Source organism: Chryseobacterium aurantiacum (genome assembly GCF_003020585.1).
GTDB lineage: Bacteria > Bacteroidota > Bacteroidia > Flavobacteriales > Weeksellaceae > Chryseobacterium > Chryseobacterium aurantiacum.
Map to the genome: position 1 here is coordinate 374182 of NZ_PXUE01000002.1, position 26058 is coordinate 400239.

The following is a 26058-nucleotide window of genomic DNA, read 5'->3' on the forward strand; positions in this document are numbered from 1 at the left end:
TACAGGAAAACCCTGCGCCAAAAAAAAGAATCAAGGCAATGAGAACCAATGCTCTTTCAAGGTGTAAATCTGCGGATGAAAGCATATTCAAATCAAATATTTAGTTGTTGGATTTATTTAAGTAATGGTAGGCCTGTTTATATTATTCTTTGTATTCTTTCCCGGAATAGATATCAATATAATAATAGATACTTTCCTGAGAACTAAATCCGGCATTCACCAAACCATCAGAATTAATGGATTTATAAGCTTTGGATCCCAATTTTTTTTGGGTCTTATTATCATAAAGAGTGTACAAGCCATTTTCCTCTTTTTGAAGAGCATAGATCTCTTCTTTTACATCCAAAACTGAGATATTATGATATTCAGGCTTTATCTCCCAACTATTTTTGTCGCTATTCCACAAGCCTATGGTTCTTACTCGTTTTTCATCTTCAATTCGAATAAGATACAGATCATTCATACCACGATAAGAGTTTATTTTCCCGAATTTCCAATTTTTGTTAATGAATTGATTGGGTATAATCATTTTTCGGTCTGGCCATACCATATACCCGACCTGGTCCAAAACCTTAAAATTATATTTATCAATGGTATCTACAACATTTCCTTTGGTATCGATATAAAGCCAATCAAACGCCCAGATCTCATGATCATAGTTAAAAACTCCCAATAAAAAATATGGAGAATTGGTTATAGAATACACCAGGGAAGTTTTTTTAATAAAGTCGATCTGCGAAGCTGTTGCCTTTATAATTTCTTTCGGAAATACCTTTTCATATTGTGGAAAAGGATAAATATCATTGTTTTTACTGTCTACTAAAAGTTTAGGAATTTCCGGTTGATAGCGTTCTTTATTAATATCAGTCATTGTAATGGTTTCTTTCCCAAACTGAAGCTGAATGGTTTCAATTCCTTTCATACCGCTGTGAATTGCTTTTTTCTGACCCAATTCATATATTGAAAAATCTGTATTTGAAGCTTTAATAGAACGTTTATTCTCTAACAGCTCAGCAATGTTTTTTTCTATTTTATTTAAACGGCCTTTTCTAATTTCGTAAAGATTTCCATTCCAAAAAATGTGATTTTCATCTACTGAAACAAAATTCAGATAATAACTTTTATCCTGATAAGGAATGTTTTCATCCAATAGGATTTGTTTTGTTTCTAAAACTCCAATCTCTATTTTATGATAGGTTTGTTCTTTTTTGACACCACCGCCCATAATATTCCAATCCCATTTCCAGACAGGCATTTTTTTTTCGTATTCAATATCTTTTTTATAAAATGTAAGTCCATTTACAACACTTAAGTGAATGTCCTCCTCTGAAAAATTCAAAATTATTTTTCCATTTTCATCTATAACTGCATATTCATTTTTTTCATTTCCAACTGTTGCAAAACCTGTAGGCGTATATACCGATGCTCTTTTAAACTTTTGATTAGTAATTGGTTTCAAACTTGTTTTATCTACATAGATAAAATCATTTTGCTTCGTTAAAAAAGGAACACTATTGATGGGCTTCATTCTTGGAGAAATTAATGGGGAATGCTCTTTTTTTTGGGTACAAGCCGTAGCGGATACCAACATAAAAAGAAAACTAAATGCTATTGTTTTCATGCTCTGAAATATTATTCATCATATTAACCAATATTAGAGAGAATTGAAGAATAAGACAATCCCGATTATCAGCTATATTTTATGGCAATGCATGCTGACAAAGAAATATAATTCAGAATCCTATAAACCTAACTTAAATCATAAAAACAAGATCTTACCCATACAGTCTTTTTACCTATTTTTACTTGTCAATTTTATATTTTAATACATGAAAAAACTCTTATTAACGGGAATAGCTGTATTAGGCGGATTTCTAACAGCCAATGCACAGTGTAAAACGGTATCTACCCTTGTAGAAAATTTTGATACATGGAAAGATATTAACAAATGCTGGACTGCTCAGTCTGGAAAAGCAATGCTTTATGCCAATGATAAAAAGATTACTTTTTACTCAATGAACAGCCCAGGAGAAAATATGTATTTGGTAACCCCAAAAATTAAGGCAGGAACCTATACTCTTTCTCTTGATCTTTCTGATAACGGAGGAGAAACAACACTGGAGCTTTTCTCTATAAACAATCCTTCTGATACAAAATCCTATGTTTCAATAGCTAAACCTTCAAAAATAACGGGAGAGAAAAAAGTAGTAACTATTACTTTAAAGAAAGACTCACATTTGGGACTGAAGGTTTTATTGAATGGTGTACATCAAGCTGTTTACATGGATAACCTCTCTCTAAATCCGAAGAAATAGATCGTTTAAGATTAATTTCTCAGGGAGCATCCACTCCATATTAAATGACAGTTCGATTCTTTTCGGTCTTATGGCCTTGATTGAATCGAACTGTCATTTTTTCATTTGCATGAGACGTATCATTGAGTCTCATATTATTAAAATCTAAAGTGAAGTAAAAATTACCTCAGCAAGAAGATGATTAGTTTCCAAAATTTACAAAATGAGGGATATCTGTTGTGAAACTATTTAGCGGAAGCAGATTATTTCGATTGCTGTTAAAATCAAAAGCAGAATTATTATCAAAAGGAACGCGTGGATAATACGTGAAAGAAATTTGAATCCTGTTGAAAACCAGATACGGGTTATTAATTAAAACACCAATCCCTATTTTCGTGTTTGTCTTTGTTTTAAACAGTGTATCGTCTGGCATACCCAACCAGCCTGCTGCTGCTGTGAGGTAAGGACTGAAATGAAAATTCTTCCAGGTTTTATTAATAAACAATTGAAGCTGATATCTCAACACCAACTTTTTAGTTCCGATATAGTCTGAATTGTAAATAGGAAATTCATCTGCAGAAGTAAGATTGATTCTGTCTTTATAGGAATAATTATGCTGTGGATTTCCCAACGCTAAAGTGGGAGAAAAGAAGTGTCTTGCTTTCGCAAATTTCCAATCCATAAGATTTGTAAAGTAGGTTCCGTCCAGACGAAAAGATTCACGATTTTGATTATCTTCATTGAAAAATCTTCCAAACTGTGCTTTTATAGTGAAATATCCTAGTTTCGTAAAATTACCATAGGATGCAGAAATTCCTACGTAAGGATTTACTTCTTTGCTTCTTGATAAAGCTCCGGCAGTAAGATTCAATGAATTACCATAGGCAATATCCTCCGGCAGCTCATATTGGAAAATATTCTTCTGCACTGAAAATTTTCTGTTGATAAATCCAATAGACATCAGAAAACTGTTGTAGGAGCTAAAGTATTTATACTGGTCAATTCCCGGACTGTCTTTATACTGATAATTCTGGAACCTTCCTATCACAGCAATATTACTGGAAACTTTTTCATTAGAATCAGATGAAATCGGAATTTGATAACCACCCCATAAATCCTGACTATAAACTTTAATCTGAACTTCAGGGAAATTATTAGTATCCGTATCTGTTGGAAGTAAAACATTTCGTTTAAAGTATTCGAATGTAAAGCCACCCGCCCATTTGGTTAGAGGTGAGAAGAAATCTCTCCTAAAATTAAAATTAACCCTTTCATTTCTTAAAAAATCTCTTTCTCCCAAAATCTGGGCATTGATGTATGAACCGAAAAGATTGTAGGTGGTATAGCTTCCCAAAAGATAATCCTGCTTTTCTTTGGAATCATTTCTATAAAGGAAATCAAGGGTGTGGCCTAATCCCAGTACATTTTCTTCAGTGACCCCTAAACCAATTTTGCTTCCTGAGTAACTGATTCTTGGCTTTAAGCTCCAGGAATCAAGAACTCTTACCACAACGTCTATAGAGTCTTTACCGGAGGTACTGTCAGAAACACTGATATTAACCCTGTTGATAAAGGGTGCTGCTCTCAGTAAACGTTCAGATTCGTAGAGTTTCTGTGCATTATATTCTTCACCTTCCTTAAAAAGTAAATAATTATTAACTGTAGAAGCTCTTGTGGCAGCATGAAGATGATCTTTAAACCAATCGTACCATTTTAATTTTTCCTTTTCGTCTTTAGAGTCATATCCAAAGGGATCAATGGTTTCTACCCTGATCTTTCGGATGTACTTTTTATTATAAGTCTCCTGCAGCATTTTTTCTGTTCTGGATTTAACAGAAGTAGAATCAGCCTCCCTTCGGAATATCAAACGATGGATAAATTTGGTAACTTTTCTTTTATCCGAAAATTCTTCTATCTTGTAATAAAGTGAGTCTTTTTTTTCCTGTGCATTTAAAAAGAAAAAACCATTTAAAAAGAAAATTAAAAATATAGCCGATTTGTTCATCAATAATCAAAAATTCAATAAAGTTTCTAGCATCCATTTACAAGTCTAGAACGCTTAAAATGTAGTAATATCTAGAATCTTTGCATGCAAAAGATAAAGGTATTCATTATTATTGAAAATATTCAGTATTGGAACTATACTTTTTCATCTAGCCCTCTATTTTTGCTTTAAAGTAATGGTAATTGACTTAAATAACATCATAAAGAGTTCATTGATTATTAATATGGAAAATTATTTTTCTTTTGTCTAAAGGCAGAGGGTGAGCTGCCTGTTTTTCTCTTAAAAAATTTTCCAAAGTAGGTGGAAGATTCAAATTGCAGTAAATAAGCAATCTCTTTAACTGACATATCAGTAAAAGCTAACAGGTACCGAGCTTCTGCAAGAATACGCTGCTGTATATGCTTTGTGGGAGAACTTCCGGTTTCCCTGTTCACTATTTCGTTTAAATATTTAGGGCTGATATTTAGCTGGCTGGCATATTCTTTAACTGATTTATGAGTCTGAAAATGCTCTTCTACCAATTTTCTGAAAGCTAGCCATTTATCTTGTTGCGCAGAACGTTTCTTTTCTTTTTCTTTTGTAAGATTCAGTAAAGTTGATCTTTTAATAAGGTATAAAACCTCAAGAATAATTAAGCCTGACACAGCACTGTAGAAAGGATCTTTCTGCTCCTGCTCTCTTTCAATCTTCTTGTATCGTTGAAAAATCTGCTCAAAAGCATGGCTATCTAAGTTAAAATTGGGTGCTTGTTCATTATCCAGATTCAGCATTTCTTCCATTGTAGAGTAAACTACTGGAAAATCTTTCCAAATATGGGTGTAAAAACAAAGAATAAAACAATGTACATCTTCTGTCTGATTACTAAAACTCTGCAGCTGCCCTGCTCTCACCAAATGAATACTTTCGGGCTTCATGGTAAAGGAATGTATCCCAACTTCTTTGTCGCAGGTTCCGGAAATGCATAATATCAAAGCATTATATTCAGCCCGGAAAACAATGGATTCTTTATTATTTCCTGAAACTTCTAACAGCAAAAAGGATGAATGCTCCTCAAGAGCTTTTTCAGAGTCCAACTTTGGTTTTGATACTATATTAGGTTCAAATAATTTTTGTACCTCTTGCATCGTAAGAAGTGGAATAATTGGTTTTGTCATCAACGCATTATATTTATTACAATTTACACTTAATTTATTCGAATAAATTAAGATTTATTGTGACTTTATACTTTTAGTGTATAATCTGTCAGAAGCAGTCTGAATTTTACTAAACATAGCATCTGAATCAATCTGATGTTGCAAAAGTTTTCCTTTTTCTTTCAGCACTCTTCCTCCTATAATTACGGTATCCACATTACCAGGGTGTGCCTGCAGAACGATAGTAGCAATGGGGTCTGTGGCAGGTATCATATTCATTGCTTTATTTTCTATAAGGATAATATCTGCCTGCTTTCCAACTTCCAAACTTCCTGTCATGTGATCCAGACCGAGGGCTTTCGCTCCACCTATTGTTCCCATTGCCAAAATATCATTTAAAGTAACGGGAAGCTTTTGTTCAAAGAGTTTATTTTCTCCAACTGCTTTTTGATGAGCCATTCCAAGTGTTGTGGAATAGGCAGACCTCATTTGAGCAAACATATCATTACTTACACTTGCAGATACATCAGTACCAAGGGCCAGAGTAATCTCGGCTTGTGATGACTGTAATAAAGGAGGTACTCCATGCCCCATTTGCCATTCTACTTCAGGAGTTACAGAGAGTGAAGCGCCACTATCTTTTATGTAATGAAATTCTCTTTCAGTAATATCATTTCCATGCACGAAATTGAACCGGTGATTGATGACTCCTGTTGCATGCAGATCCGCAATTCTCATTGTACCGATATCTCTGAAAGGTAATGGCCCAATATGCATAGTCAACAAAGCATCTAATTCTTCTGCTGCCCGGGCTTCTGTTTTTAGTTTATTAATGTCTTTGTGTTCCGGTACTGTGGTTGCTATACCAAGTGTTACTAATCCATCTCCGGAAGTAAGTCTTTCTTTTTTCATTCGGTAGACGTCCTCAAGATATTTTTTTCCTCCTTGTTTTTCTGAGTAAGGATAACGAAAAGCCGGACCTAATAAGCCATAAGCAAAAACAGCTCTTATTCCGGACTCTTGCAAAGCATCTACTCCTGCATCTGCATATTCCGGAGAATTAGTGGCATGTGCCCAATCCAATACTGTTGTTACTCCTGCATTAACCTGTTCGAGTGCTGAAATCAAAGTACCAAGATAAACGTCTTCAGGAGTTAATGCGGGACCAATTTTCTTTATCAGCCAATCCATATACTCTGGCATAGTCATTGTTGCAGAAAAACCTCTGGTAATACCCTCCCACATATGATTGTGTGTATTAATAAATCCGGGAAGAACAAATTTTCCGTCAGCCTCAATAATCCTACAATTTTCGCTCTGAATATGCTCGGCTATTTTTTCTATTTTTCCGTTTTGAATGAGAATGTCTCCCAAAAGTCTTGTATTTCTATGATCCATAGTAATAATCTGAGCTCCTTTAATCAATAATCTGCCATTCTCTTCGTCATTAATGTATTTTTGTCCATGTTCAGTTATTTTCTGAGCCCAGCTAAAATGAGTATCTATAAGGCCGGCCATAGTAGCCAAACCTGCTATTTTAAAAAAATTCCTCCTTTCCATATAAAATGTTGGGTTTTTATTGTTGATTTCCTATAGCAAAATTAGTTTTCATTCTATTCATCTACTTGATCATAAATTCGGAAATACTAGTCCTTTTTTCGGTAAAAAGGCTTTTAAGATTCGAAATTATCATCTGTAACGTCAAACAACAAAGTAAGATTTACTGATTGTCAACTGCTTACGAAATAAAAAAAGACTATTCTATACGAAGAACATTTTCAGTAGTGTAATTGGAAGTAAACGGCGGTTATTGATTCTATTACTGTATTTGCATTGGAAAATATATGCAATGAAGATTCTTCTGCTCCAACCTGTATCAATAAATAAGCAATAACATTGTATCTTTGCACCCTGTAAAAAGTGTATATAAAAGAAATTAATGGAAGAATTTGAATTACCCGTAACTTATAAAGGCAAAGATCTCACATTCAATGTACGACTGGCAACATTTTCTCACGGTTACAAATTCTATGTTGATGTTAATGGCTGTGAAGTAGTTTTCGAGCGTGATGACGAGTGTAATCTGAGGGCAATTGTACCGGAAGCCTCTTCCAACCCTCCTGTGGAAAAGGAGCTTATTGCTGCTATTATTAATGTATTTAGTAATCTTTAAGTATACGGTTTCTAGCTTAATCTATCCTTAACCATTCTCATAAATAATTGATATTTCATTGGCTATTCAAAAACTACATAGTTCACTTTATCTACTCCTGTATTTCCGGTTTTCTCATGGTACGCATACAGCACAAGCTCATAGTTTCCTGCGGTATTGATGATATGACTACCCTCAAATAGGTTAGTAGAAACCCAAGACAGGTCAATATTCTTTATAAATTTCCCGTCTTTTTTAAGTATTCCTTTCACTTCAATCTCATCAGAGTTCCAAACGCCACCTTTTTCTATTACACATCCACACATCATAACAATATTTGCCTGAAACAAAAAGGGTTTATCCTTAATGGTTTTCAGTCCAATATATTGGTGGGTTCTGGGTTTTAGAATATCAATAATATATCCGGGGATCTCAAGAGTGATTCCTTCTCCTAAAATATTTTTTCCGGGAATCAGCCATAGTTCTGTGCTTACTATTGCTTGTGCCTGTCTACTGTTGAGTGGTGAGATCACTTCTATATTAACAAATGTGGGTTCATCAATATCAATTGTGGCCATAAATCCCCCTGTCTGATCATCTGCAATGGAATTACCTCTTACTTTGGGAGTCTTCATAATGAGATCCGTATTTCCGGTACTTCCTGTTGTATTTCCTTCGGCTAAAATCATTTGATTCAGCTTATTTCTCACAATGATATGGGCTCCCCCAAGGGAACTTCCTATAAATTTAGCATCCCTAGCCTTTGCTCTTATCATTATCTTCGTTTCTGTAGCAGAAATCATGAGGTTAGAAAATAATAATGCGGTAAATACGATAAGTGTTTTCATGAGTCTATTGATTTTAAGTATTCCTGTTTAAAACGATGATGAAAGGAATCATTTTTTAATTCCTGATCTATTGTATCTAAGTAAGAAAAAATGGACAGATCATTTACTAAAAGCTGTAAAATAGCTTTTTCACAACTGTCCCAGATTTGCCTCAACTGAGGAAGCATTTCTATAGCTTTTGGGGATAATGAAACAAGCTGCTTTCGTTTATCAATGCTATCTTTTTTTATAATTAAATAACCCTTTTCTGTCATTTTCTTTATAATAACAACCACTGACGGATGAGAATATCCCAAAGGTTCGGCAATATCTGTAATAGACATTTCTTCCTTTTTCTGAAGCAGCATAAAAATAAGATACCAATTGGGTTCTACGTCTATTCCAAACTCTTTATAGAATTTTCTGACATCATGAGACATCCGATCACTGATTCTTTTTAGCCTGCTGTCCAATGCCTTGTACCCTAATTCCTTAATAAAATCAAAATCCATTTTAAAAAATTTGATGTAAATATATAAAACACAGTCAACTATATAGTTGACTACGTAAATTTAAAATAAAATCCTGATATACAATGGTTTCAGAAAAAATAAATATTCTAGTTAATATTCATCTATGATTCCTTCGATACTCTCCTGGCGTAACTCCTCTGTATTTTTTAAAAATTTTTGAAAGATGACTCTCATCGCTGAACTGAAGTTCATAGGCTATTTCACTCAATCTTACACTGCTGTATTGCAAATAGGTTTCAACCAGCTTCAGACGATAATCTAATAGGTAATCCTGATAAGAAATTCCGGTTTGCTGCTTAAAGTATTCTCCAAAATAGTTTCCGGAAATACCAAAATGATCTGCAATCGCCTGAATTCCTGTCTTGTCTCTATCTTTTATATGCTGCTGAATATAAGCGATGATCTTCATAATAGAAAATGCCTTTTTGTTCTCCTGCAGGTCTGAAGTCTCACTCTGAATAATATTTCTGGCAATAAGGTTAAGCAAAATTGAAATGCAGTTACGGATGATTAAGTAATCTTCTGCATTATTCTTAAACTCTCTTGCAATTTGCAAAATAAGAGCTTCGGCAAAACTTTCATCATTTTTATTTCGAAATACACATCCTGCCCGTGCATGGTAATTATTGCTTATGTATTGTAGTTTATAGAGGTTTTCACAACTTTCAATACGATCTGCTTCCAGACGTATTTTATCGATAAATTCAATGGGGCATTCAATACTGATCAGTGCTGCATTTTCACTTTCAAAATGATAAGATTCCTGCTGTGGAATAATGAAAAGCTTTCCTTTCCTTTTACAACATACACAAATGAAAGAAAAGATTTAGTTTTCAGAATAATCTCTTCATCCTTAAGCTTTATTTCTCTCACTTCAATACTTTCGAGATGTAACCCTTTCATAGCGCACTATATTTTCCTCCAAAAGTACAATTTTAACAGAACATCAAGAGGTTATTTTTGCATAAAAAAATTATGAATACATATCCGAAAAGATGGCAGGCGCTCAATTTTCTGATAGCAGGCGCTTTTCTTTCACCATTGGACTACTTTATTGTCAATATGGCTTTACCCTCCATAAAAAATGCTCTGAAAGCCAGCGATCATCAGTTGCAAATGATGATTGCGATCTATGGACTTACCTATGCTGCTTTAGTTGTCTGCGGAGGAAAGTTGGGTGATCTTTATGGACGAAAAAAAATCTTTATGACAGGTTTGTACATCTTCTTATTTTCATCCCTTGCCTGTGCTTTTTCACCTACCATGACTTGGTTAATTATTTCCCGATTATTTCAGGGAGTTGGTGCATCATTTCTTGCCCCTCAGGTTTTAGCTTCTATAAAAGTTTTATTCAGTGATAAGGAACAGCCAAAAGCTGTAAGTCTTTTCAGTTCGGTATTTGGATTAGCCTCTGTAATTGGCCAACTGCTTGGCGGGTTTCTTCTCAGTATGCACTGGCAAAGCTTTTCCTGGGAAATGGTATTTCTTGTTAATGTACCTATTACGGTTATCTGCATTATAGGGATTCATTTTAGCATGGATAATAATCATAAAGCCACCCATTCCGGAATTGACTTTACAGGTTCACTGTTATTAATTCTTGCTTTACTTATGCTTATATGTCCTCTTATCTTCGGACAAAAATACCATTGGGCGTGGTGGATTTTCTGTATTCTGTTTGCAGGTATCGCTCTATTGACCGTTTTTTTTAAATACGAAAGATATTTAATGAAAAAAGCGAGACCAGTACTTATAGATCCGACACTTTTACTACATAAACCTTTTGCATTAAGCCTTCTCATCATCTTTTTTTACAATTTTACGGCGGGCTTATTTATTTGTTATCCTTACTATCTTCAACAGTTCTTGCACCAAGACTCTATGCAGACAGGGCTTGCTATTGTTCCTTATGGAATTGCTTTTTTCCTGGGACCTTTTATGGTTTCAAAACTAAGACTTACTCCTCAGAAGATAACCTACATTGGGCTGGGACTATTAATGGCAGGATTTATCCTCAGTGCATTGGCTTTCTACGTTCAGCAAAAACCTTCTTTTATCACCAATATTACCTTATTCATGGCGGGATTAGGACATGGAACCATTATGCCTGTTATGATGCGGACAGCCATTTCCCTTATCACTAAAGATAAAGCCGGACAGGCTTCAGGTCTCATAAGTATTGGGATACAGATAGGCAGTGTAAGCGGAGGCGCCATAATAGGAACTCTTTTTTTCAATATGATAAATGTAATAGGCTTTTCTGAGGCATTCTCTTTGACAATTGCGATGATCGGAGGTTTTCAGATTATGGGAATATGGGGCAATATCAGGTTAAGAAAATACATGGATCAGCTTTAATATAAAAGGCTTTATTTAAAATTAAAAATTATACATTTAAATCTATGAACAACACAGAAAAAATCATCCTAGAAGTAAAAGAGTTTCATCAGAATATTGAAAAATGGTTTCAGGGAAAAGCAGAGAACCAGGAAATACTCTATCAACAACTTCTTTCAGGATTTTCTCCAGATTTCAAAATGAGTAACGGAGATGGAAATCCTGTTATTTTATCTCAATTTTCTGATTGGCTTCCAACGGTTTTTGGAAAATTTCCGGAACGTATAGTACAAGTTGAAAATATAGAAGTACATCACTCTGATCATCACGGACTGGCAACATACGTCGAAACTCAGACTACGGAAAGAATTACAAACAAAAGAAAATCATCAGCAGTCTTTCTTATCAACGAAGAGAAAGCGCTATGGTTCCATCTGATAGAGAATTGGATATAAAAATAGAAACAGCCTGCTTTCAAAATTATTGATATTCTGAAAGCAGGCTGTTCTTTCTTCGTTAAGAGTTATTTCTTATTTATTTCTAAACACCTTCATCTGTCCTGCCATGATGGCCAATAATATTCCGAAGCAGGCAAAAAGGCCGTAAGAATATCTTAGATCAAACCATTCAGCGATGTAACCAATTAACGGCGGTCCTATCAAAAATCCGAGGAACGAAATACTGGACACAAAGGATAAGGCGATACTTGGTGCCACTTTGCTCACTTTTCCTACAGTGCTGTAAACTGAAGGTACACTTAGAGAACTGCCTAGGCCTATAATCATAAAAGCAATAATACAAATCCATAGTTCCGGAAAGAAAACACTTAGAAAAAGACCACCACTCATGAGAATACCACAGCATTGAAGAACAATTTTCTTCCCATACCTTTCAATTACGCGGTTTCCTACAAAACGCCCAAGAGTCATCATCAGGATAAAACTCGTATACCCAAGAATAACCAATTTTTCCGGTGCCTTTACAATGGTTTGAAAATATACCCCACTCCAGTCAAACATGGCCCCTTCAATAGCCATACTCAAAAATCCAATGACTCCTAATCCTACTAATGTTGGATTAACAAATTTTAAAATTGACTGCCTTTGAGGCTCTACTTTATGAATAATATTCGTTAAATGTCCCTTACTATAAAACCAAATGGAAAACACAAGGACAAAAGTAAGTACAAAATGATAAAATGTGCCTACATTCAGGTTAATCATCAATAGGCCAACCACCGCTCCAATTAATCCTGCAAAGCACCATGCTCCATGATAGGATGACAGCAATGTTCTTTTGGTGATGGATTCTATTTCTATGGCTTGTGTATTGATGGCGATATTGCACATATTTCCGGTAACTCCAAAAAAGAACAATATGGCAGCCAAAACCCAATAAGAGGGAGCCAGCCCGATCAGCAAAAGAAAAGCGGGATATAATAAAAAGCAGCTTTTAATAATTTGACTGCTTCCGTATTTACTGATTAGTTTTCCCGCCAAAACCATTGTAGAAAGCTGCCCTATCGGCATTAAAAGCAAAAGAGTTCCCAATTCAGCTTCATTAATGGAAAGAGCGTTTTTAATAATGGGAATCCGGCTCGCCCAGGAAGAAAAAACGAGTCCATGGGCAAAGAAAAGTAAAAAACAGGCTGTCGGCATTCTCTTGGCAGAGTTTTCTCTATCGTGCATTATAACAAATTTTGATTAAAATTTCCGTTGGCGAAGTTAGTCACACTCATCCAATAAAATATATTCCATTTTTGATATTTTATATTCCATTTTAAACAAGACATTTAAAAAGAAAAATTAACTGCTTACATTTGATCACAGTAATTCAAGTGATAAAAGCATTAACCATTCCAAGAAATAATCTACCTGCATGATGATAGATATTAAACCAAAATTTGAAGGATTATGTATTGAAGAATATAAGGCAGACACCCTCTGTAGCTTTTACAAAAAAGCCAGTAAGCTTAATAAACTACTGCTTTGTTTTGTATCTTCCGGAGAGCTGGATCTTCATATCAATACTTTTCCGTTTCATATACAAAGCAGCTCCATCATTATGCTTTTACCCGATACGGATCTGTCAGGTATTTCATGCAGTAATGATCTTGAATTATCCGTATTTTATATTTCCCTGGACTTCATCAGTACCTATAGCTTTCTGACAGTTCTTTTGGCCAGTGACGAAATCAAGTTCCATCCTGTGATGGTAATAGAAAACAAAACAAGAAAGCTGATTTGGGCTACCGTTACTTTAATACAGGATTATCATTCCAAAACAAAGGAACAAAGCACTGTAGAATCTGTACAATATCTGCTCTACGCACTTCTCGAGCTGGTTTCAAAGCTTTACCTACCCATTATCAGGAATAATAGCCTTTTGCAAACCAGAAGTCAGGATATTGTAGAACATTTTTTTGAACTGTTGAATAAACACGGGCATTTGGAACGAAGTGTCTTATTTTATTCCAATCAGCTGCATCTTTCGCCACAGTATTTAAGCAGTTTTATCAAAAAGGAAACGGGAAAACCCATTAAGCAATGGATTAGCTATAGGGTGATAAAACAGGCCAAAGAACTCCTCAAAACGACCCCGCTTTCCATTAAGGAGATTAGCAATCAGTTGCAGTTTGTAGATTCTTCACTTTTTTGTCGATATTTCAGACGTTGTACAGGAATTACAGCTAATACCTACAGAGAAAATTACAGAATTAAAAAATAATTTTGTCCCTCTGCCCAGCTTTTTTATTTTCGTATTTTTGAGGTCTAAAAAATAGGTATGCTAAGGAAAACATTGTTACTATCTACTGTCTTAATGGTGTTTACTCATTGTAAAAAAGAAGATGCTATAAAAAAATCAGTAGTACAAGATTCCATAAAGCCTCAAAATACTGCCGTTTCCATTCAAAAAGTTCAGGATAATTCCCCGGCTGAAACAGTAAAGACTTTTCTGAAATGGTATAAAGAAAACGAAAATAAAATCTACAGTTTCAACTCCATAAAAGGTGGACCTCAGAATGAAAATGACGCTCCATCCAATTATTCTATAGATTTTGATGAAGTGGATAAAGAAATTAAGTTTCTGGAAAGCAGTGATTTATTTTCTCAACAGTTTCTATCTGTTTATAAAAAAAGGTATGTGGATGGAAATGAATATTTCAAACAAAACCCGGCTAATGACGGCCCTCCGTTTGGTTTCGACTATGATTATTTCTTTATGACACAGGATGATTATCAATCTGATTTAGAAAATATTGACAGCATACCATTCACGGTAAAACCAATCAATGAACAATCCTGCAACATAGAATTTCATTTGAAAAACTGCGGGATGACGTATAGATATACCCTTGTCAAAAAGGATAAATGGAAAATAGAATCCATTAAAAACATAAGCTAAATGGTTTCATTCATTTTAAAATACAACTTTTTATAATAGAGATAATTCATTCCCTATTCATCAATTTTAAAAGGAACTTAGGCACAAAAAAACAGGAAAGTATGATTTTCCTGTTTTTATTTAACTCAATAAAAATTACTTCTTATTTTTTAATGATTTTCTTGGAGACAGAAGCCCCGTTTTTGAATTCACCATGAAGAATATAAACTCCTTTCGGAAGCTTTGAAATGTTAATATTCGTTGGATTTTCAGCCTTTAAAGCTACCTTACCATCAAGGGACGAAATGCTAACCTTCTTAATCTCCTCTTTTGATCCCAGAGTAATAAAATCGGTACTCGGGTTCGGATATACTAATATTTCAGCTTTTTTACTATCCAGATCAATCGTCGACAATACTTCTGTCTCAAGATAGGATACTGTTTTTGCAATATTTGTATTTCCTAAAAGAACAAAAGTGTTGATGGCAAAACTAAATACCGTTCCCGCTGTCTGACTCACCCATTGATAGGACTCATTGGTATAGGTGGCGGTAATAGGAGCAGGTGTACTGGCAATAATCTGTGTGGCTGTTCTCATTCTTTTTATCCTCAACACATTCGTATAGGTTCCTGTAGGAGTTATTATGGTTCCATAGGCATCCACAGTCTGGCTCACCTGTCCTGTTTCATTGGTATTTCCAATGGCAGCGGAGACGCTGTTAAATTCATAGGTATCATCAAATTGCTGTAGATAGGTAACCGGAAACTTATATTCAATCAATGGATTGACATACGTGGTTGTCACATCTCCCAATGAAGGCCCTGAATGAGACCCTAACATCGTTGCTTCAGTATCTGTCATAATACTAAAGTCATTAGTTTCTATACCGGTAGGTGCCGTAATCCGGTTAGCCGTGGGAAATCTAAAACAATTAGACTGTCCGGGGCATGTTTTTGTTGTAATGGTAAGAGTATTAGTACCTGTATATCCTGAGAAATCCCAGTTAACATTAGCTCCTGCCGGACCTGCTGTAATAGTGGTTCCCGTTACATCTTCAGATTTAAGGGTAATGATGCTGTTAATTCGATCAACGCCTGCTCTTGTTATGGATGGTTGGGCATAAGCCATTATTCCGCTTGCAAGAAATAAGATAAGAGTTAGTTTTTTCATATTTTTTTTGTTTAAGATTGGTGATTGCTTTTTTTATATTGAATGTAAGGAGCTGTACTCCTAAAAAAGTATTTTCATCTACCTAAGGCATTTTTTATTCTACCAACAGCTCTACAACAAAACACCCAGCAGAATAGCTGGGCATTTTTTATATTTAGTTAAATGACTGTCTGTAATTTAACGGTGTTTTTTCTGTTTTCCTTTTAAATAGCTTATTAAAGGATTGCGGATGTTCAAATCCTAATGCATAAGCTACTTCGGATACAGAGAAGTTTGTTGTTGTAAGATACTCCTTGGCTTTTTCAATCAATTTTTCATGAATATGCTGCTGGGCATTCTGTCCGGTAAGGTTTCTCAGCATATCACTCAGATAATGGGGTGAAAGGTGCAGTTCTGAGGCCAGAAAGTCAACTGTAGGAAGTCCGTGAGTTAAAGTTTTCTGTTCATTAAAGTACCCTTCAAGTATTGTTTCCATTTTAGTCAGAAAATCACTATTTACAGCTTTTCTTGTAATAAACTGTCTTTTATAGAAACGGTTACTGTAATTAAGAAGAACCTCAATATAAGACACTATTACATCCTGACTTACTTCATCAATCGCAGTGTTCAGTTCATTTTTGATGCTGTCCAGAAGTCCGGTTATTATACTTTTTTCGTGGTCAGACAAATGCAGAGCTTCATTCGTATCATAGGAAAAGAATCCTAAATTTTTAATCGTCTTTCCCAAAGGATAGTTTCTGATAAAATCCGGATGTACCACAAGTGTATATCCACAATATTCTGCATTTTCTTCCGGAGAGAGAATCTGCCCCGGTGCCGTGAACATCATTCCTCCTTCATTAAAGTCATAATATCCCTGTCCATAGCCCATTTTCTTTCCGTTCATGGAAAATTTGTAGGAAATCTTATAAAAATTCAATAAAAAACTTTTACCCATCAAGTCATTATTGATGCTCATCCTTTCATTATCCATAAGACTTACCAATGGATGAAGCGGACCCGGAAGCTGCAACAAATTGTGCAATTCCGATATGGATGAAATTTTCATAGGACTATTTTCTTTCTTTTCCATGTTGTAAAGGTATAAACTTTTCGATTAAAAAAAATATGTAAAAACCACATAATCAACACCGTATATTTACGAAAATTGTTAAATAAACTGTTTTCCCAACTGATCTCTGAAAGCTTCATCTCCCAGTTCCAGCCTTTGGGCATAAAGAAGCTTTGCATCCTCACCCGCTACATACCTTAGTTGTTTTTTGCCATCTGTAGCAGCCTCATATACCACCTCTGCAATCTGTTCCGGTGTGGAAGCAGCCTCCATCATACCTTCCATACTTGAAAATAAAGAATTAATCATTTCTTCATAAGCAGGGCTGGTTGCAGAATCCAGAGAACGGCTTACAAAATCGGTTTTGATACCTCCTGGAGAAACAGTTTTGATCTCTATTCCGAACCTATTAAGTTCAAAAGCCATGCTTTCACTCCATCCTTCCAATGCCCATTTTGTAGCATGATAAGTTGATCCCAACGGAAAAGCAATTAAGCCACCTATTGAAGTTGTAGAGATAAAAGTTCCGTTTTCCCTTTCTCTGAAATAAGGAATAAATGCCTGTGTAACACGAATAACACCTAATAAATTCGTGTTCAGTTGTTTTACGATCTGATCATCACTAAGTGCTTCCAAAGGCCCGATAAGCCCGTATCCAGCATTATTGAAGACTACGTCTACATCTCCTAATTCAAGAGATTTTTTAATGGTTGATTGAATTTGTGCAGGGTTGGTCACATCCAAAGGAAGCAAGGTCACATTTTCCAGGGAAGCTAATTCTGTATCTGCTTCCGGATTTCTCATCGTAGCAATGACGTTCCATCCTTTGTTTTGAAATAATTTGGCAGCTGCTTTTCCTAATCCTGTAGAAGCACCTGTTATAAAAATTGTTTTCATTTTTTCTTGTTTAAAATTACAGGACAAAGTTCAGGAACCTAAGAACGACAAAAGTTGCCAAAACGGATAAACATGTAGCCAAAATGGATGGATCCAAAATAAAAAGTATGGAATCAAAAAAATCCTTTAGTTGCTCATTCAAACTAAAGGATTTCACTCCGAAAATACATAAGGTTGTTTCCGAAGCTAAAAATCAATATTTAATAAACGTTTCTTTACATCGTATCTGCATTCATCTTCTTCATATCATACCCCTCATAATCAAAAATTTCTGACATAGATAATCCAAGTTCTTTGCTAACCCCTTCTCCATAAGCAGGATCAGCCCGATAACAGTTTCTGATATGACGAATTTGTATAAACTTTTGTGCACCTCCCACTGCCTCTGCCGTATTTTTAAATAAAATATTTTTTTGCTGATCAGACATCAGCCTGAAAAGATTTCCCGGTTGAGAAAAATAATCCGCATCTTCTCGATGATCCCAATGTCCAGCAGCGCCATCAATGGGTAAAAAAGGGTCGTTAAAATCATTTTGCTCCTGCCACTGATTAAAGCTATTAGGCTCGTACCCTACTGTACTTCCAAAATTCCCGTCTGTTCTCATGGCACCATCCCTATGATAAGAGTGGTATGGACATTTAGGTGCATTAACGGGAATCTGGTGGTGGTTAACCCCTAATCGGTACCGCTGTGTATCTCCATAAGAAAATAAACGCCCCTGAAGCATTTTATCCGGCGAAAAGCTTATTCCCGGCACTATAGAAGCAGGATTAAAAGCGGCTTGCTCAACTTCAGCAAAATAATTGGATGGATTTCTATTCAATACAAGTTCTCCTACAGGAATAAGAGGATAATCCCCATGAGGCCAAACTTTTGTTAAGTCAAACGGATTAATGTGATAGCTACTGGCATCTTTTTCCTCCATGATCTGAACATACATTGTCCACTTAGGAAAATGAACAGCCTCAATACTCTCATACAAGTCTTTCTGATGGCTTTCCCGATCACTGCCAATGATTGCTTTTGCCTCTTCATTGCTCATATTTTGGATCCCCTGCTGTGTTTTAAAATGAAACTTGACCCAGACCCGGTTATTTTTATCATCAATAAAACTAAAAGTATGACTGCCAAAACCATCCATATGCCTGTAAGATCTGGGTATGCCGCGGTCACTCATGGTTATGGTAACCTGATGAAGAGATTCCGGCAATAAAGTCCAGAAATCCCAGTTATTATCAGCACTTCTGAGATTGGTTCTGGGATCTCTTTTCACAGCATGATTTAAGTCCGGAAACTTTAATGGATCACGAAGAAAGAAAACAGGTGTATTATTCCCTACAAGATCCCAGTTTCCTTCTTCTGTATAGAATTTTATGGCAAAACCACGGATATCTCTTTCTGCATCAGCAGCCCCACGCTCACCAGCTACAGTAGAAAAGCGAACAAATAAAGGAGTTTCCTTTCCAATAAAAGAAAAGATCTTTGCTTTTGTATAGCGGGTAATATCATGGGTTACCCTGAAAACCCCATACGCACCTGATCCTTTGGCATGCATTCTTCGTTCCGGAATTACTTCACGGTCAAAATGAGCCATTTTTTCTAAAAACCACACGTCTTGTAATAAAGCGGGACCACGGCGTCCGGCAGTTTGAATATTCTGATTGTCTGGCACAGGTGCTCCGGTTCGGTTCGTTAATTTATTTTCGTTCATATTGTATAATTTATTATTCAAAATTATCGGATTAATACCAGGGCAGAATCATCCAGTTTATACAAAAAAAAGCGGTCCAAAAATAGATTAGCCTGATGTATTGACTAAAATAGCCACAGCATCGGAAGTATTTCCATTCATTTGTTTTTTGTAAGTTTGCCTTTATCAATTTTTATGGCAGAATATATCCTTGAAAACACCAATCTCAGTACACTTTCCGTATATGATCTTTTGAAACATACCACAGAAAGTGCCTTTGTTGGCATGAAGAATTTTCGTGAGATCTATCCTTTGACCATAGAAAATAATATTGGGACATTTACAAAGAATACCTCTCTGGAGGACTTCCCTATAGTCACTATAAGCCGCATAGGCAGTTCATTGCTGTGTTCATGTACCTGTAACCATTCCAAAGATCAGCTCTGTTTACATCAGGCAGAAATTATCCATTGTATTCTGGAGGAAAAAAACTACAGGATCTTCTTTGATGATACTCTTCGAAGAAAAACACTGATTCCAAAAGCAAAAGGATATGGTCTGGAAAATGAACCGGATCTTGATCTTTATTTCCAGTTGAAATACATAGATGGGAAACTTGAAATACAGCCTAAAATTAAGGAAATGCTTCCCATGGATGAACTCCTTTTCAAAAAAGAGCTTCTTCCTCAGCAACCCTCCAAATTAGATGAACTGGCGCTTTTTGAAACCGGTAAAAAACAGATATTGGTGATAGGAAAACACCGGTACTACAATCACCTCGTCTTTTCGTTAATGGAAGCCGAAATAACCCAGACAGGAAAAATTAAAAATCCTGTAAGTTCTGTAGATGCCATGCAACTGATATGGAAAGCAGAAAAACCGTTGGAGATTAAATTCTATACAGCCATTGCTTCTTTTCATAACAACTACAATGAGGAATATAATTCCGCCGAATTGGAAGCTTTAAAACTGATTGTACAAAATCCGTTGGGTCTTGATGTGTATTATCATGACAGGGATATTGCTGAAACCGTCTCCTCAAAGTCGCTTACAACCATTAAACTTAATACTTTAGATGCAGAGGTACAACTATCTGTATTTAAGAAAGATCCATTTTACGAAATTACAGGAGAATTATTATTTAATGATATTTCTGTACCTTTCAAAAATGTTATCATCAGAAACGAGTATTTTGTTTATAACAACAACATTTTCAGTCTTGTAGATCATCCGGACATCCTCAGAATCATCAAGTTTTTTAAGACAAACAATGAAATTTTACTGGTGCATTCTTCCAAATATAAAGCTTTCATGCAGAATATTTTATCCAATATAGAAGAACGTATCAATATCAATTATAGCTATATACAGCCCGCAACGAAAGTACAACTTAAAGACAAGAATTATCAGACTGAAAGAGTGGTTTATCTCCGTCAACAGGAAAATTATATTGGAATAACACCTGTAATGAAGTATGGCCAGGTTGAAGTTCCTGTCTATTCCAGAAAGCAGATTTTCGATACCGACCAAAACGGAAACATCTTTAAAATAGACAGAAGTGAGGCAGCCGAGGCGCGCTTTACTTCTTTAATTATGCAACAGCATCCTGATTTTGAGGAGCAGATGGACGGCTATGATTATTTTTATCTCCACAGAGATAAATTTCTGGACGATAACTGGTTTCTTGAAGCTTTTGAAACATGGAGAAATGAGGGAATCATCATACTGGGCTTCAACGAATTAAAAAACAATAAGTTAAACCCACATCGCGCAAAAATAAACATACAGATTACAAGCGGATTAGACTGGTTTAACGCGAAGCTAAAAGTTGGATTTGGACCAAAAGAAGCTACTCTAAAACAGCTTCACAGAACCCTTCGTAATAAAAGTAAATTTGTTCAGCTGGATGATGGAACCCTGGGAATTCTCCCTGAGGAATGGATGGACAAGATTGCTGCTTATTTTCAGGCAGGAGAAATTGATGAAGAATTATTAAAAATTCCAAAAATCAACTTTACAGAAGTTTCTTCACTTTTTGAAAAAGAGGTACTGAGTACAGAGACATGGGATGAAATTACCTCCTATTCTTCTCAGTTTTCAGCGCTTAAAGATATCCCCAAAATAGATATTCCTGCTGGATTAAATGCAGAACTAAGGGATTATCAGCATGACGGATTAAATTGGCTTAATTTCCTGGACGGATTTAATTTCGGAGGATGCCTTGCCGATGATATGGGACTGGGAAAAACTCTTCAGATTATTGCATTCATCTTATCTCAGAGAGAAAAACGCGGGCACACCACCAATCTTGTTGTTGTCCCTACTTCACTGCTTTTCAACTGGCAGGATGAGATCAGTAAGTTTGCACCATCTATAAAAACTTTAATTCATTATGGTCCCGACAGAAAGAAATCCACAGCGCATTTTCCAGATTATGAAATCATTCTCACCTCCTACGGTATGTTGCTTTCGGATATCCGATTTTTGAAGACTTTTACCTTTAACTACACTTTCCTTGATGAGTCTCAGACCATTAAAAATCCTAATTCAGAAAGGTACAAGGCAGCGCGCCTACTCCAATCCAGAAATAGGATTGTACTAACGGGTACCCCTGTTGAAAACAGCACTTTTGATCTTTACAGCCAGCTTTCATTTGCCTGTCCCGGATTATTGGGAAGCAAACAGTATTTTAAGGATATTTATGCCATTCCTATTGATAAGTTTGAGTACAGTAAACGGGCCTTGGAGCTTCAGCAAAAGATCAAGCCATTTATTCTCCGAAGAACCAAAAAACAAGTAGCAAAAGAACTTCCGGAAAAAACAGAAACAGTTATCTACTGTGAAATGAATGCCGAACAGCGTAGGATTTATGATGCCTATGAAAAGGAGCTTCGTGAGTTTATAGCAGCAAATGATGACGATGATCTTAATAAAAACAGCATGCATGTGCTCACAGGCCTTACAAGGCTTAGACAGATCTGTAATTCCCCAATACTTATTAAAGAGGGCTATTCCGGTGAACATGCCGTTAAAATTGAGATTCTCATGGAACAAATCCTTGGAAAGTCGAAAGATCATAAAATCCTTGTATTCTCACAATTTGTAGGAATGCTGGACCTGCTAAAACCTGAACTGGAACGCCATAGGATTCCTTTTGAATATCTTACCGGCCAAACCAAAGACAGGGGCAAAAAGGTAGCTAATTTTCAGGAAAATGAAGATATCAGGGTGTTTTTAATAAGTCTAAAAGCCGGTGGTGTTGGGCTTAACCTTACCCAAGCTGACTATATTTACCTAATAGACCCGTGGTGGAATCCTGCTACAGAAAATCAGGCTATTGACCGAAGCTATCGTATAGGACAGACCAAGAATGTGATTGCTGTTCGAATGATATGCTCAAATACGGTGGAAGAAAAGATTCTTACGCTGCAGAAAAAGAAAACGATATTGGCTCAGAACCTACTCAAAACAGATGGAAAAAAGCTTCAAGGCTTATCTAAGCAGGATCTTCTTGATATTTTGGAATCTGATTAATCATCCCTATTATTCAAACAAAACCGACAGATGTAATCTGCCGGTTAAAAAAACAAAAATTGATATGGATATGATTAGATATGATATGTGTGTTTACTTTTTGATCACCTTTTCAGTGATTATATTTTTATTTTTTGTAATGATTTTAAGGAGATAAGTACCTGTAACAAAATTGTTCATGTTCACAATTTCAGAGGTTCCTTCCGAAAGTTTTTGCCCTGAAATATTGTAGACCTCATACTTTTCCAACCCCTCTTTGATTTTGATCGTTACAGAACCTGTAGTAGGGTTTGGATATATTTTAATACTCTTTGATGAATCTTTTGAAACCTCTGTAGTTGAAAGATTTTCCGGCTGTACATTGATGGTATAATCCTCTGCCTGCCCAATAAACCAACCTGACGGGCATGGTAAATTTTCCAAAGTTCCCATCCATGAACTGGATTCATAAGCTTTTACTAGTCTGAAACGAGTTGTTCCCAATAATGCATTGGCTGGAATGGTAATCGTTTCGGAAGTTACTCCCGATTGATGCCCGGAAACAGGATCTGAATTATCCAAGTACCCCAGATTAAACTTCTCATCTGCATCAAACTGATTGTTATGATTAAAATCGATGTAGGCATAAGCAGAAACTGTGCCCTGCCCATGAGTTCCTCCTGTAACTGTTATTGGATAACCACTTCCACGGTTTACATTGAAAACGGTTCCCGTAAAGTCTTCTATTACCGATGAATTTCCATCAATAGGGCTTTCATTTGTGAGTCCTACAAATTCTACCCTGCTTATTTCGCTTACTGTAAGGGTTGTTACGTTTTCCGAACCGCAGTATGGCGCAGGGAATCCCGGGCTTCCTCCTGAAATATTCACTGTATAATCTTCAGTCTGCCCTGCTCTTAGCCCCTGATCACAAGCTGAATTGATTGAATTCTGAGCATTAGGATCAGAATAAGCTGATACATTTGTATTTTTAAGAATTCTCATTCTTTTGCTCCCACCGGATACATTGGATGGAATAGTGATTGAACTATCAATCGTAAAAGCATTTGCCGGATTAGCAGCAGCCAGCCTCCCTATAAAAAAGCTTTCTCCAGCATCATCAAAGTTTCCGTTCTGATTAAAGTCAATGTATACCACTACATCACTTGGAAACGTACTGGACGGCCCTTTTACAGATATAGGATATGAATTTCCTGCTACCAGGTCTGTGGAAATTGAAGTGAAATCCTCATATTCCGGAGTTGTGGACGAATTCGTAGTTGATGCATTGTTAATGTTTCCAAAGGTCACATTGCTTATCATGTTGCTGCTGGCACCATATTGAAATGCAGGAGTGCAATATTGCGCATCCATTAGTCCGCATAAAATGACAGCAGAAAGAGTAGTTAATTTTCTCATGAAGTTCTTAATTTGATTGAGGCAAATTTATATTTATTTAGAATCAATAAAAATAAGAATGTAATGACATTTGTCAGTTTATTAACATTTGCAATAATTTCATTTTTAAACAATCAATAAAATCCAAACTAATTATATAATTATCAATTAGTTTGGATTAGTTATGTTTAAATCTTTATCAAAAAAATATTTCGTGGAATAATTAAATGGAAATAGTTTCACTGTGTTTTTGCTTATCCAGTACCATTTTTGGAGTATAAATTTCCGAATTTTTAACTTCATCAGCTTTAATCTATTCCCTGTATCCATTCTATTGCAATACCCTATTTTTGTTTAGCGGTACTAAAATGCTCTTTTTTAATTCATATTTTCAATAAGAATCGCTGAAGCTCCCCCACCTCCATTACAGATGGCTGCAATACCATATCGCCCTCTTTCCTGACGTAAGACGTTTACCAAAGTTACTATAATTCTGGCTCCTGAAGCCCCTATGGGATGTCCCAACGCTACGGCTCCTCCATAGATATTTACCCTATCTAAGTCATATCCCAGAATTTGCTGATTGGATAAAATTACGGAAGAATAGGCTTCATTAATTTCAAAATAGTCGATATCCGACAAGGTGAGACCAGACTGTTTCAGCACTTTTTGAATGGCAATAGACGGAGAAGTGGTAAACCATTCCGGAGATTGGGCTGCATCTGCATAGGCAACAATTCTTGCTAACGGCTTAAATCCATGTTCTTTTATTGCCTCTGAGGACGCTAGCAGTAACGCAGCAGCTCCATCATTCAGGTTACTTGAATTAGCAGCTGTTAAGGTACCATCGTCTTCAAAAGCGGGCTTCAAAAGTGATATTTTTTCAGGAATGAGTTTGTCTATATCTTCATCTCTATCTATAACCGTTGTCCCTTTCTTTCCTTCAATTGATATACTAATTAACTCATTACTAAATTTATTACCAGAGGCTGCGTCTTGTGCTTTTTTATAGGAAAGTAGTGCATAATCATCTAATTGCTGTCTTGTCAGTCCATATTTTTTCACGCCTAATTCTGCAGCACTTCCCATATGAAAATCATTGTAAACATCCCACAAACCATCCTTGATAAGCCCGTCTATAAGGATTCCGTTTCCTAGTTTCTGTCCTTTACGCAGATAATTGTAATGAGGAACATTGCTCATGCTTTCCATACCACCAGTCATTACAATATTCTCCAGGCCAAGCTGGATTTGTTGAGCCCCTGCTATCGTGGCTTTCATTCCTGAGGCACAAACCTTATTGATCGTAGTAGCATCCTTATCTTCCGGAATTTTGGAAAAAATGGCGGCCTGTCTCGCTGGTGACTGTCCCACTCCTGCTCCTAAAACATTTCCCATATAAACGCTGTCTGTATATTCGGGAGATTTCAATATGTCCTTGTAGGTATTCTGTATTGCTATAGCTCCCAGTTGAGGAGCTGTAAACCCTGATAAACTCCCCATAAAACCTCCAATGGGAGTTCGCTTTGATGCAATGATAAATGCGTCTTTCATATTTCACTTATTTAAATACCGATCGGTATTTTTTTGGTTAAAAAAAATCTCCTTTGATTGGAGAGAAATACAAATATAAGCAAATTATACCAATCGGTATATTGGCGCTTTAAAAAAA

General features: G+C 35.9%; 22 protein-coding genes. 7 read left to right on the top strand and 15 right to left on the bottom strand.

Annotation, left to right across the window (positions count from 1 at the left end):
- Window positions 1-142: 142 nt before the first annotated feature.
- On the bottom strand, window positions 143-1621 hold the full coding sequence (locus tag C7D53_RS08125; protein WP_106915887.1) for a hypothetical protein: 1479 nt from the start codon (window positions 1619-1621) through the stop codon (window positions 143-145).
- Between the two features lie 208 nt (window positions 1622-1829).
- Between C7D53_RS08125 and C7D53_RS08130 the strand changes: the two genes are divergently transcribed.
- Window positions 1830-2315 carry a hypothetical protein gene (locus C7D53_RS08130; RefSeq protein ID WP_106915888.1) on the top strand — a complete coding sequence of 162 codons (486 nt, stop codon included), beginning with the start codon at window positions 1830-1832 and terminating at the stop codon, window positions 2313-2315.
- Window positions 2316-2496: 181 nt separating this feature from the next.
- On the opposite strand, the gene C7D53_RS08135 is transcribed toward C7D53_RS08130, so the two are convergent.
- From C7D53_RS08135 to C7D53_RS08145, 3 genes are all read right to left on the bottom strand, one after another.
- The gene (locus C7D53_RS08135) at window positions 2497-4299 is read right to left on the bottom strand and encodes a BamA/TamA family outer membrane protein (RefSeq protein WP_106915889.1); all 1803 of its coding nucleotides are present in this window, start codon (window positions 4297-4299) and stop codon (window positions 2497-2499) included.
- Window positions 4300-4517: 218 nt separating this feature from the next.
- Complete coding sequence (locus C7D53_RS08140) at window positions 4518-5453, bottom strand: helix-turn-helix domain-containing protein (RefSeq protein ID WP_106915890.1); 936 nt, start codon at window positions 5451-5453, stop codon at window positions 4518-4520.
- Window positions 5454-5507: 54 nt separating this feature from the next.
- Window positions 5508-6992 carry an amidohydrolase family protein gene (locus tag C7D53_RS08145; RefSeq protein ID WP_106915891.1) on the bottom strand — a complete coding sequence of 495 codons (1485 nt, stop codon included), beginning with the start codon at window positions 6990-6992 and terminating at the stop codon, window positions 5508-5510.
- Window positions 6993-7371: 379 nt separating this feature from the next.
- Here C7D53_RS08145 and C7D53_RS08150 point away from each other — a divergent pair, with 379 nt between their 5' ends.
- Window positions 7372-7605 (top strand): hypothetical protein, encoded by a 234-nt coding sequence (locus tag C7D53_RS08150; RefSeq protein ID WP_106915892.1) that lies wholly within the window; start codon window positions 7372-7374, stop codon window positions 7603-7605.
- A gap of 62 nt (window positions 7606-7667) precedes the next feature.
- Here C7D53_RS08150 and C7D53_RS08155 read toward each other — a convergent pair whose 3' ends face one another.
- From C7D53_RS08155 to C7D53_RS21150, 4 genes are all read right to left on the bottom strand, one after another.
- Window positions 7668-8432 carry a hypothetical protein gene (locus tag C7D53_RS08155; protein ID WP_106915893.1) on the bottom strand — a complete coding sequence of 255 codons (765 nt, stop codon included), beginning with the start codon at window positions 8430-8432 and terminating at the stop codon, window positions 7668-7670.
- The gene (locus tag C7D53_RS08160) at window positions 8429-8923 is read right to left on the bottom strand and encodes a MarR family winged helix-turn-helix transcriptional regulator (protein ID WP_106915894.1); all 495 of its coding nucleotides are present in this window, start codon (window positions 8921-8923) and stop codon (window positions 8429-8431) included. Before C7D53_RS08160 ends, C7D53_RS08155 begins: the two co-directional genes overlap by 4 nt.
- A 118-nt stretch (window positions 8924-9041) precedes the next feature.
- A complete protein-coding gene (locus tag C7D53_RS21145; RefSeq protein ID WP_228422250.1) occupies window positions 9042-9500 on the bottom strand; it encodes a helix-turn-helix domain-containing protein in 459 nt (152 codons plus the stop codon).
- 170 nt (window positions 9501-9670) lie between these two features.
- Entirely contained in the window at window positions 9671-9847 is a 177-nt protein-coding gene (locus tag C7D53_RS21150) for a hypothetical protein (RefSeq protein ID WP_228422252.1), read from the bottom strand.
- A gap of 72 nt (window positions 9848-9919) precedes the next feature.
- Between C7D53_RS21150 and C7D53_RS08170 the strand changes: the two genes are divergently transcribed.
- Together C7D53_RS08170 and C7D53_RS08175 are read left to right on the top strand one after the other, a co-directional pair.
- On the top strand, window positions 9920-11302 hold the full coding sequence (locus tag C7D53_RS08170) for an MFS transporter (protein WP_106915895.1): 1383 nt from the start codon (window positions 9920-9922) through the stop codon (window positions 11300-11302).
- Between the two features lie 44 nt (window positions 11303-11346).
- On the top strand, window positions 11347-11736 hold the full coding sequence (locus C7D53_RS08175) for a hypothetical protein (protein ID WP_106915896.1): 390 nt from the start codon (window positions 11347-11349) through the stop codon (window positions 11734-11736).
- 75 nt (window positions 11737-11811) lie between these two features.
- Here C7D53_RS08175 and C7D53_RS08180 read toward each other — a convergent pair whose 3' ends face one another.
- A complete protein-coding gene (locus tag C7D53_RS08180) occupies window positions 11812-12969 on the bottom strand; it encodes an MFS transporter (protein ID WP_106915897.1) in 1158 nt (385 codons plus the stop codon).
- Between the two features lie 190 nt (window positions 12970-13159).
- Between C7D53_RS08180 and C7D53_RS08185 the strand changes: the two genes are divergently transcribed.
- Both C7D53_RS08185 and C7D53_RS08190 read left to right on the top strand, forming a co-directional pair.
- Entirely contained in the window at window positions 13160-14008 is an 849-nt protein-coding gene (locus C7D53_RS08185) for a helix-turn-helix domain-containing protein (RefSeq protein WP_228422254.1), read from the top strand.
- A gap of 57 nt (window positions 14009-14065) precedes the next feature.
- Window positions 14066-14686, top strand: coding sequence for a hypothetical protein (locus C7D53_RS08190; RefSeq protein WP_162926131.1), 621 nt, complete (start codon window positions 14066-14068; stop codon window positions 14684-14686).
- Window positions 14687-14828: 142 nt separating this feature from the next.
- On the opposite strand, the gene C7D53_RS08195 is transcribed toward C7D53_RS08190, so the two are convergent.
- The 4 genes from C7D53_RS08195 to C7D53_RS08210 all read right to left on the bottom strand — a co-directional run bounded on the left by C7D53_RS08195 (window position 14829) and on the right by C7D53_RS08210 (window position 19496).
- Complete coding sequence (locus tag C7D53_RS08195; RefSeq protein ID WP_106915899.1) at window positions 14829-15836, bottom strand: T9SS type A sorting domain-containing protein; 1008 nt, start codon at window positions 15834-15836, stop codon at window positions 14829-14831.
- A gap of 154 nt (window positions 15837-15990) precedes the next feature.
- Window positions 15991-16908: a helix-turn-helix domain-containing protein gene (locus C7D53_RS08200; RefSeq protein ID WP_106915900.1), complete on the bottom strand. Its 918-nt coding sequence runs from the start codon at window positions 16906-16908 to the stop codon at window positions 15991-15993.
- Between the two features lie 78 nt (window positions 16909-16986).
- Entirely contained in the window at window positions 16987-17784 is a 798-nt protein-coding gene (locus tag C7D53_RS08205; protein WP_106915901.1) for an SDR family oxidoreductase, read from the bottom strand.
- A gap of 215 nt (window positions 17785-17999) precedes the next feature.
- Window positions 18000-19496, bottom strand: coding sequence for a catalase (locus tag C7D53_RS08210; RefSeq protein ID WP_106915902.1), 1497 nt, complete (start codon window positions 19494-19496; stop codon window positions 18000-18002).
- Between the two features lie 174 nt (window positions 19497-19670).
- Between C7D53_RS08210 and C7D53_RS08215 the strand changes: the two genes are divergently transcribed.
- The gene (locus C7D53_RS08215) at window positions 19671-23009 is read left to right on the top strand and encodes a DEAD/DEAH box helicase (RefSeq protein WP_106915903.1); all 3339 of its coding nucleotides are present in this window, start codon (window positions 19671-19673) and stop codon (window positions 23007-23009) included.
- A 93-nt stretch (window positions 23010-23102) separates the two neighbouring features.
- On the opposite strand, the gene C7D53_RS08220 is transcribed toward C7D53_RS08215, so the two are convergent.
- Window positions 23103-24407 carry a T9SS type A sorting domain-containing protein gene (locus tag C7D53_RS08220; protein WP_106915904.1) on the bottom strand — a complete coding sequence of 435 codons (1305 nt, stop codon included), beginning with the start codon at window positions 24405-24407 and terminating at the stop codon, window positions 23103-23105.
- Window positions 24408-24764: 357 nt separating this feature from the next.
- Complete coding sequence (locus C7D53_RS08225; RefSeq protein WP_106915905.1) at window positions 24765-25940, bottom strand: acetyl-CoA C-acyltransferase; 1176 nt, start codon at window positions 25938-25940, stop codon at window positions 24765-24767.
- Window positions 25941-26058: the final 118 nt, after the last annotated feature.

Coding starts and splice junctions, on each gene's coding strand:
- C7D53_RS08125 (WP_106915887.1), bottom strand. CDS start 1,621: ATGAAAACAATAGCATTTAGTTTTCTTTTTATGTTGGTATCCGCTACG.
- C7D53_RS08130 (WP_106915888.1), top strand. CDS start 1,830: ATGAAAAAACTCTTATTAACGGGAATAGCTGTATTAGGCGGATTTCTA.
- C7D53_RS08135 (WP_106915889.1), bottom strand. CDS start 4,299: ATGAACAAATCGGCTATATTTTTAATTTTCTTTTTAAATGGTTTTTTC.
- C7D53_RS08140 (WP_106915890.1), bottom strand. CDS start 5,453: ATGACAAAACCAATTATTCCACTTCTTACGATGCAAGAGGTACAAAAA.
- C7D53_RS08145 (WP_106915891.1), bottom strand. CDS start 6,992: ATGGAAAGGAGGAATTTTTTTAAAATAGCAGGTTTGGCTACTATGGCC.
- C7D53_RS08150 (WP_106915892.1), top strand. CDS start 7,372: ATGGAAGAATTTGAATTACCCGTAACTTATAAAGGCAAAGATCTCACA.
- C7D53_RS08155 (WP_106915893.1), bottom strand. CDS start 8,432: ATGAAAACACTTATCGTATTTACCGCATTATTATTTTCTAACCTCATG.
- C7D53_RS08160 (WP_106915894.1), bottom strand. CDS start 8,923: ATGGATTTTGATTTTATTAAGGAATTAGGGTACAAGGCATTGGACAGC.
- C7D53_RS21150 (WP_228422252.1), bottom strand. CDS start 9,847: ATGAAAGGGTTACATCTCGAAAGTATTGAAGTGAGAGAAATAAAGCTT.
- C7D53_RS08170 (WP_106915895.1), top strand. CDS start 9,920: ATGAATACATATCCGAAAAGATGGCAGGCGCTCAATTTTCTGATAGCA.
- C7D53_RS08175 (WP_106915896.1), top strand. CDS start 11,347: ATGAACAACACAGAAAAAATCATCCTAGAAGTAAAAGAGTTTCATCAG.
- C7D53_RS08180 (WP_106915897.1), bottom strand. CDS start 12,969: ATGCACGATAGAGAAAACTCTGCCAAGAGAATGCCGACAGCCTGTTTT.
- C7D53_RS08185 (WP_228422254.1), top strand. CDS start 13,160: ATGATGATAGATATTAAACCAAAATTTGAAGGATTATGTATTGAAGAA.
- C7D53_RS08190 (WP_162926131.1), top strand. CDS start 14,066: ATGCTAAGGAAAACATTGTTACTATCTACTGTCTTAATGGTGTTTACT.
- C7D53_RS08195 (WP_106915899.1), bottom strand. CDS start 15,836: ATGAAAAAACTAACTCTTATCTTATTTCTTGCAAGCGGAATAATGGCT.
- C7D53_RS08200 (WP_106915900.1), bottom strand. CDS start 16,908: ATGGAAAAGAAAGAAAATAGTCCTATGAAAATTTCATCCATATCGGAA.
- C7D53_RS08205 (WP_106915901.1), bottom strand. CDS start 17,784: ATGAAAACAATTTTTATAACAGGTGCTTCTACAGGATTAGGAAAAGCA.
- C7D53_RS08210 (WP_106915902.1), bottom strand. CDS start 19,496: ATGAACGAAAATAAATTAACGAACCGAACCGGAGCACCTGTGCCAGAC.
- C7D53_RS08215 (WP_106915903.1), top strand. CDS start 19,671: ATGGCAGAATATATCCTTGAAAACACCAATCTCAGTACACTTTCCGTA.
- C7D53_RS08220 (WP_106915904.1), bottom strand. CDS start 24,407: ATGAGAAAATTAACTACTCTTTCTGCTGTCATTTTATGCGGACTAATG.
- C7D53_RS08225 (WP_106915905.1), bottom strand. CDS start 25,940: ATGAAAGACGCATTTATCATTGCATCAAAGCGAACTCCCATTGGAGGT.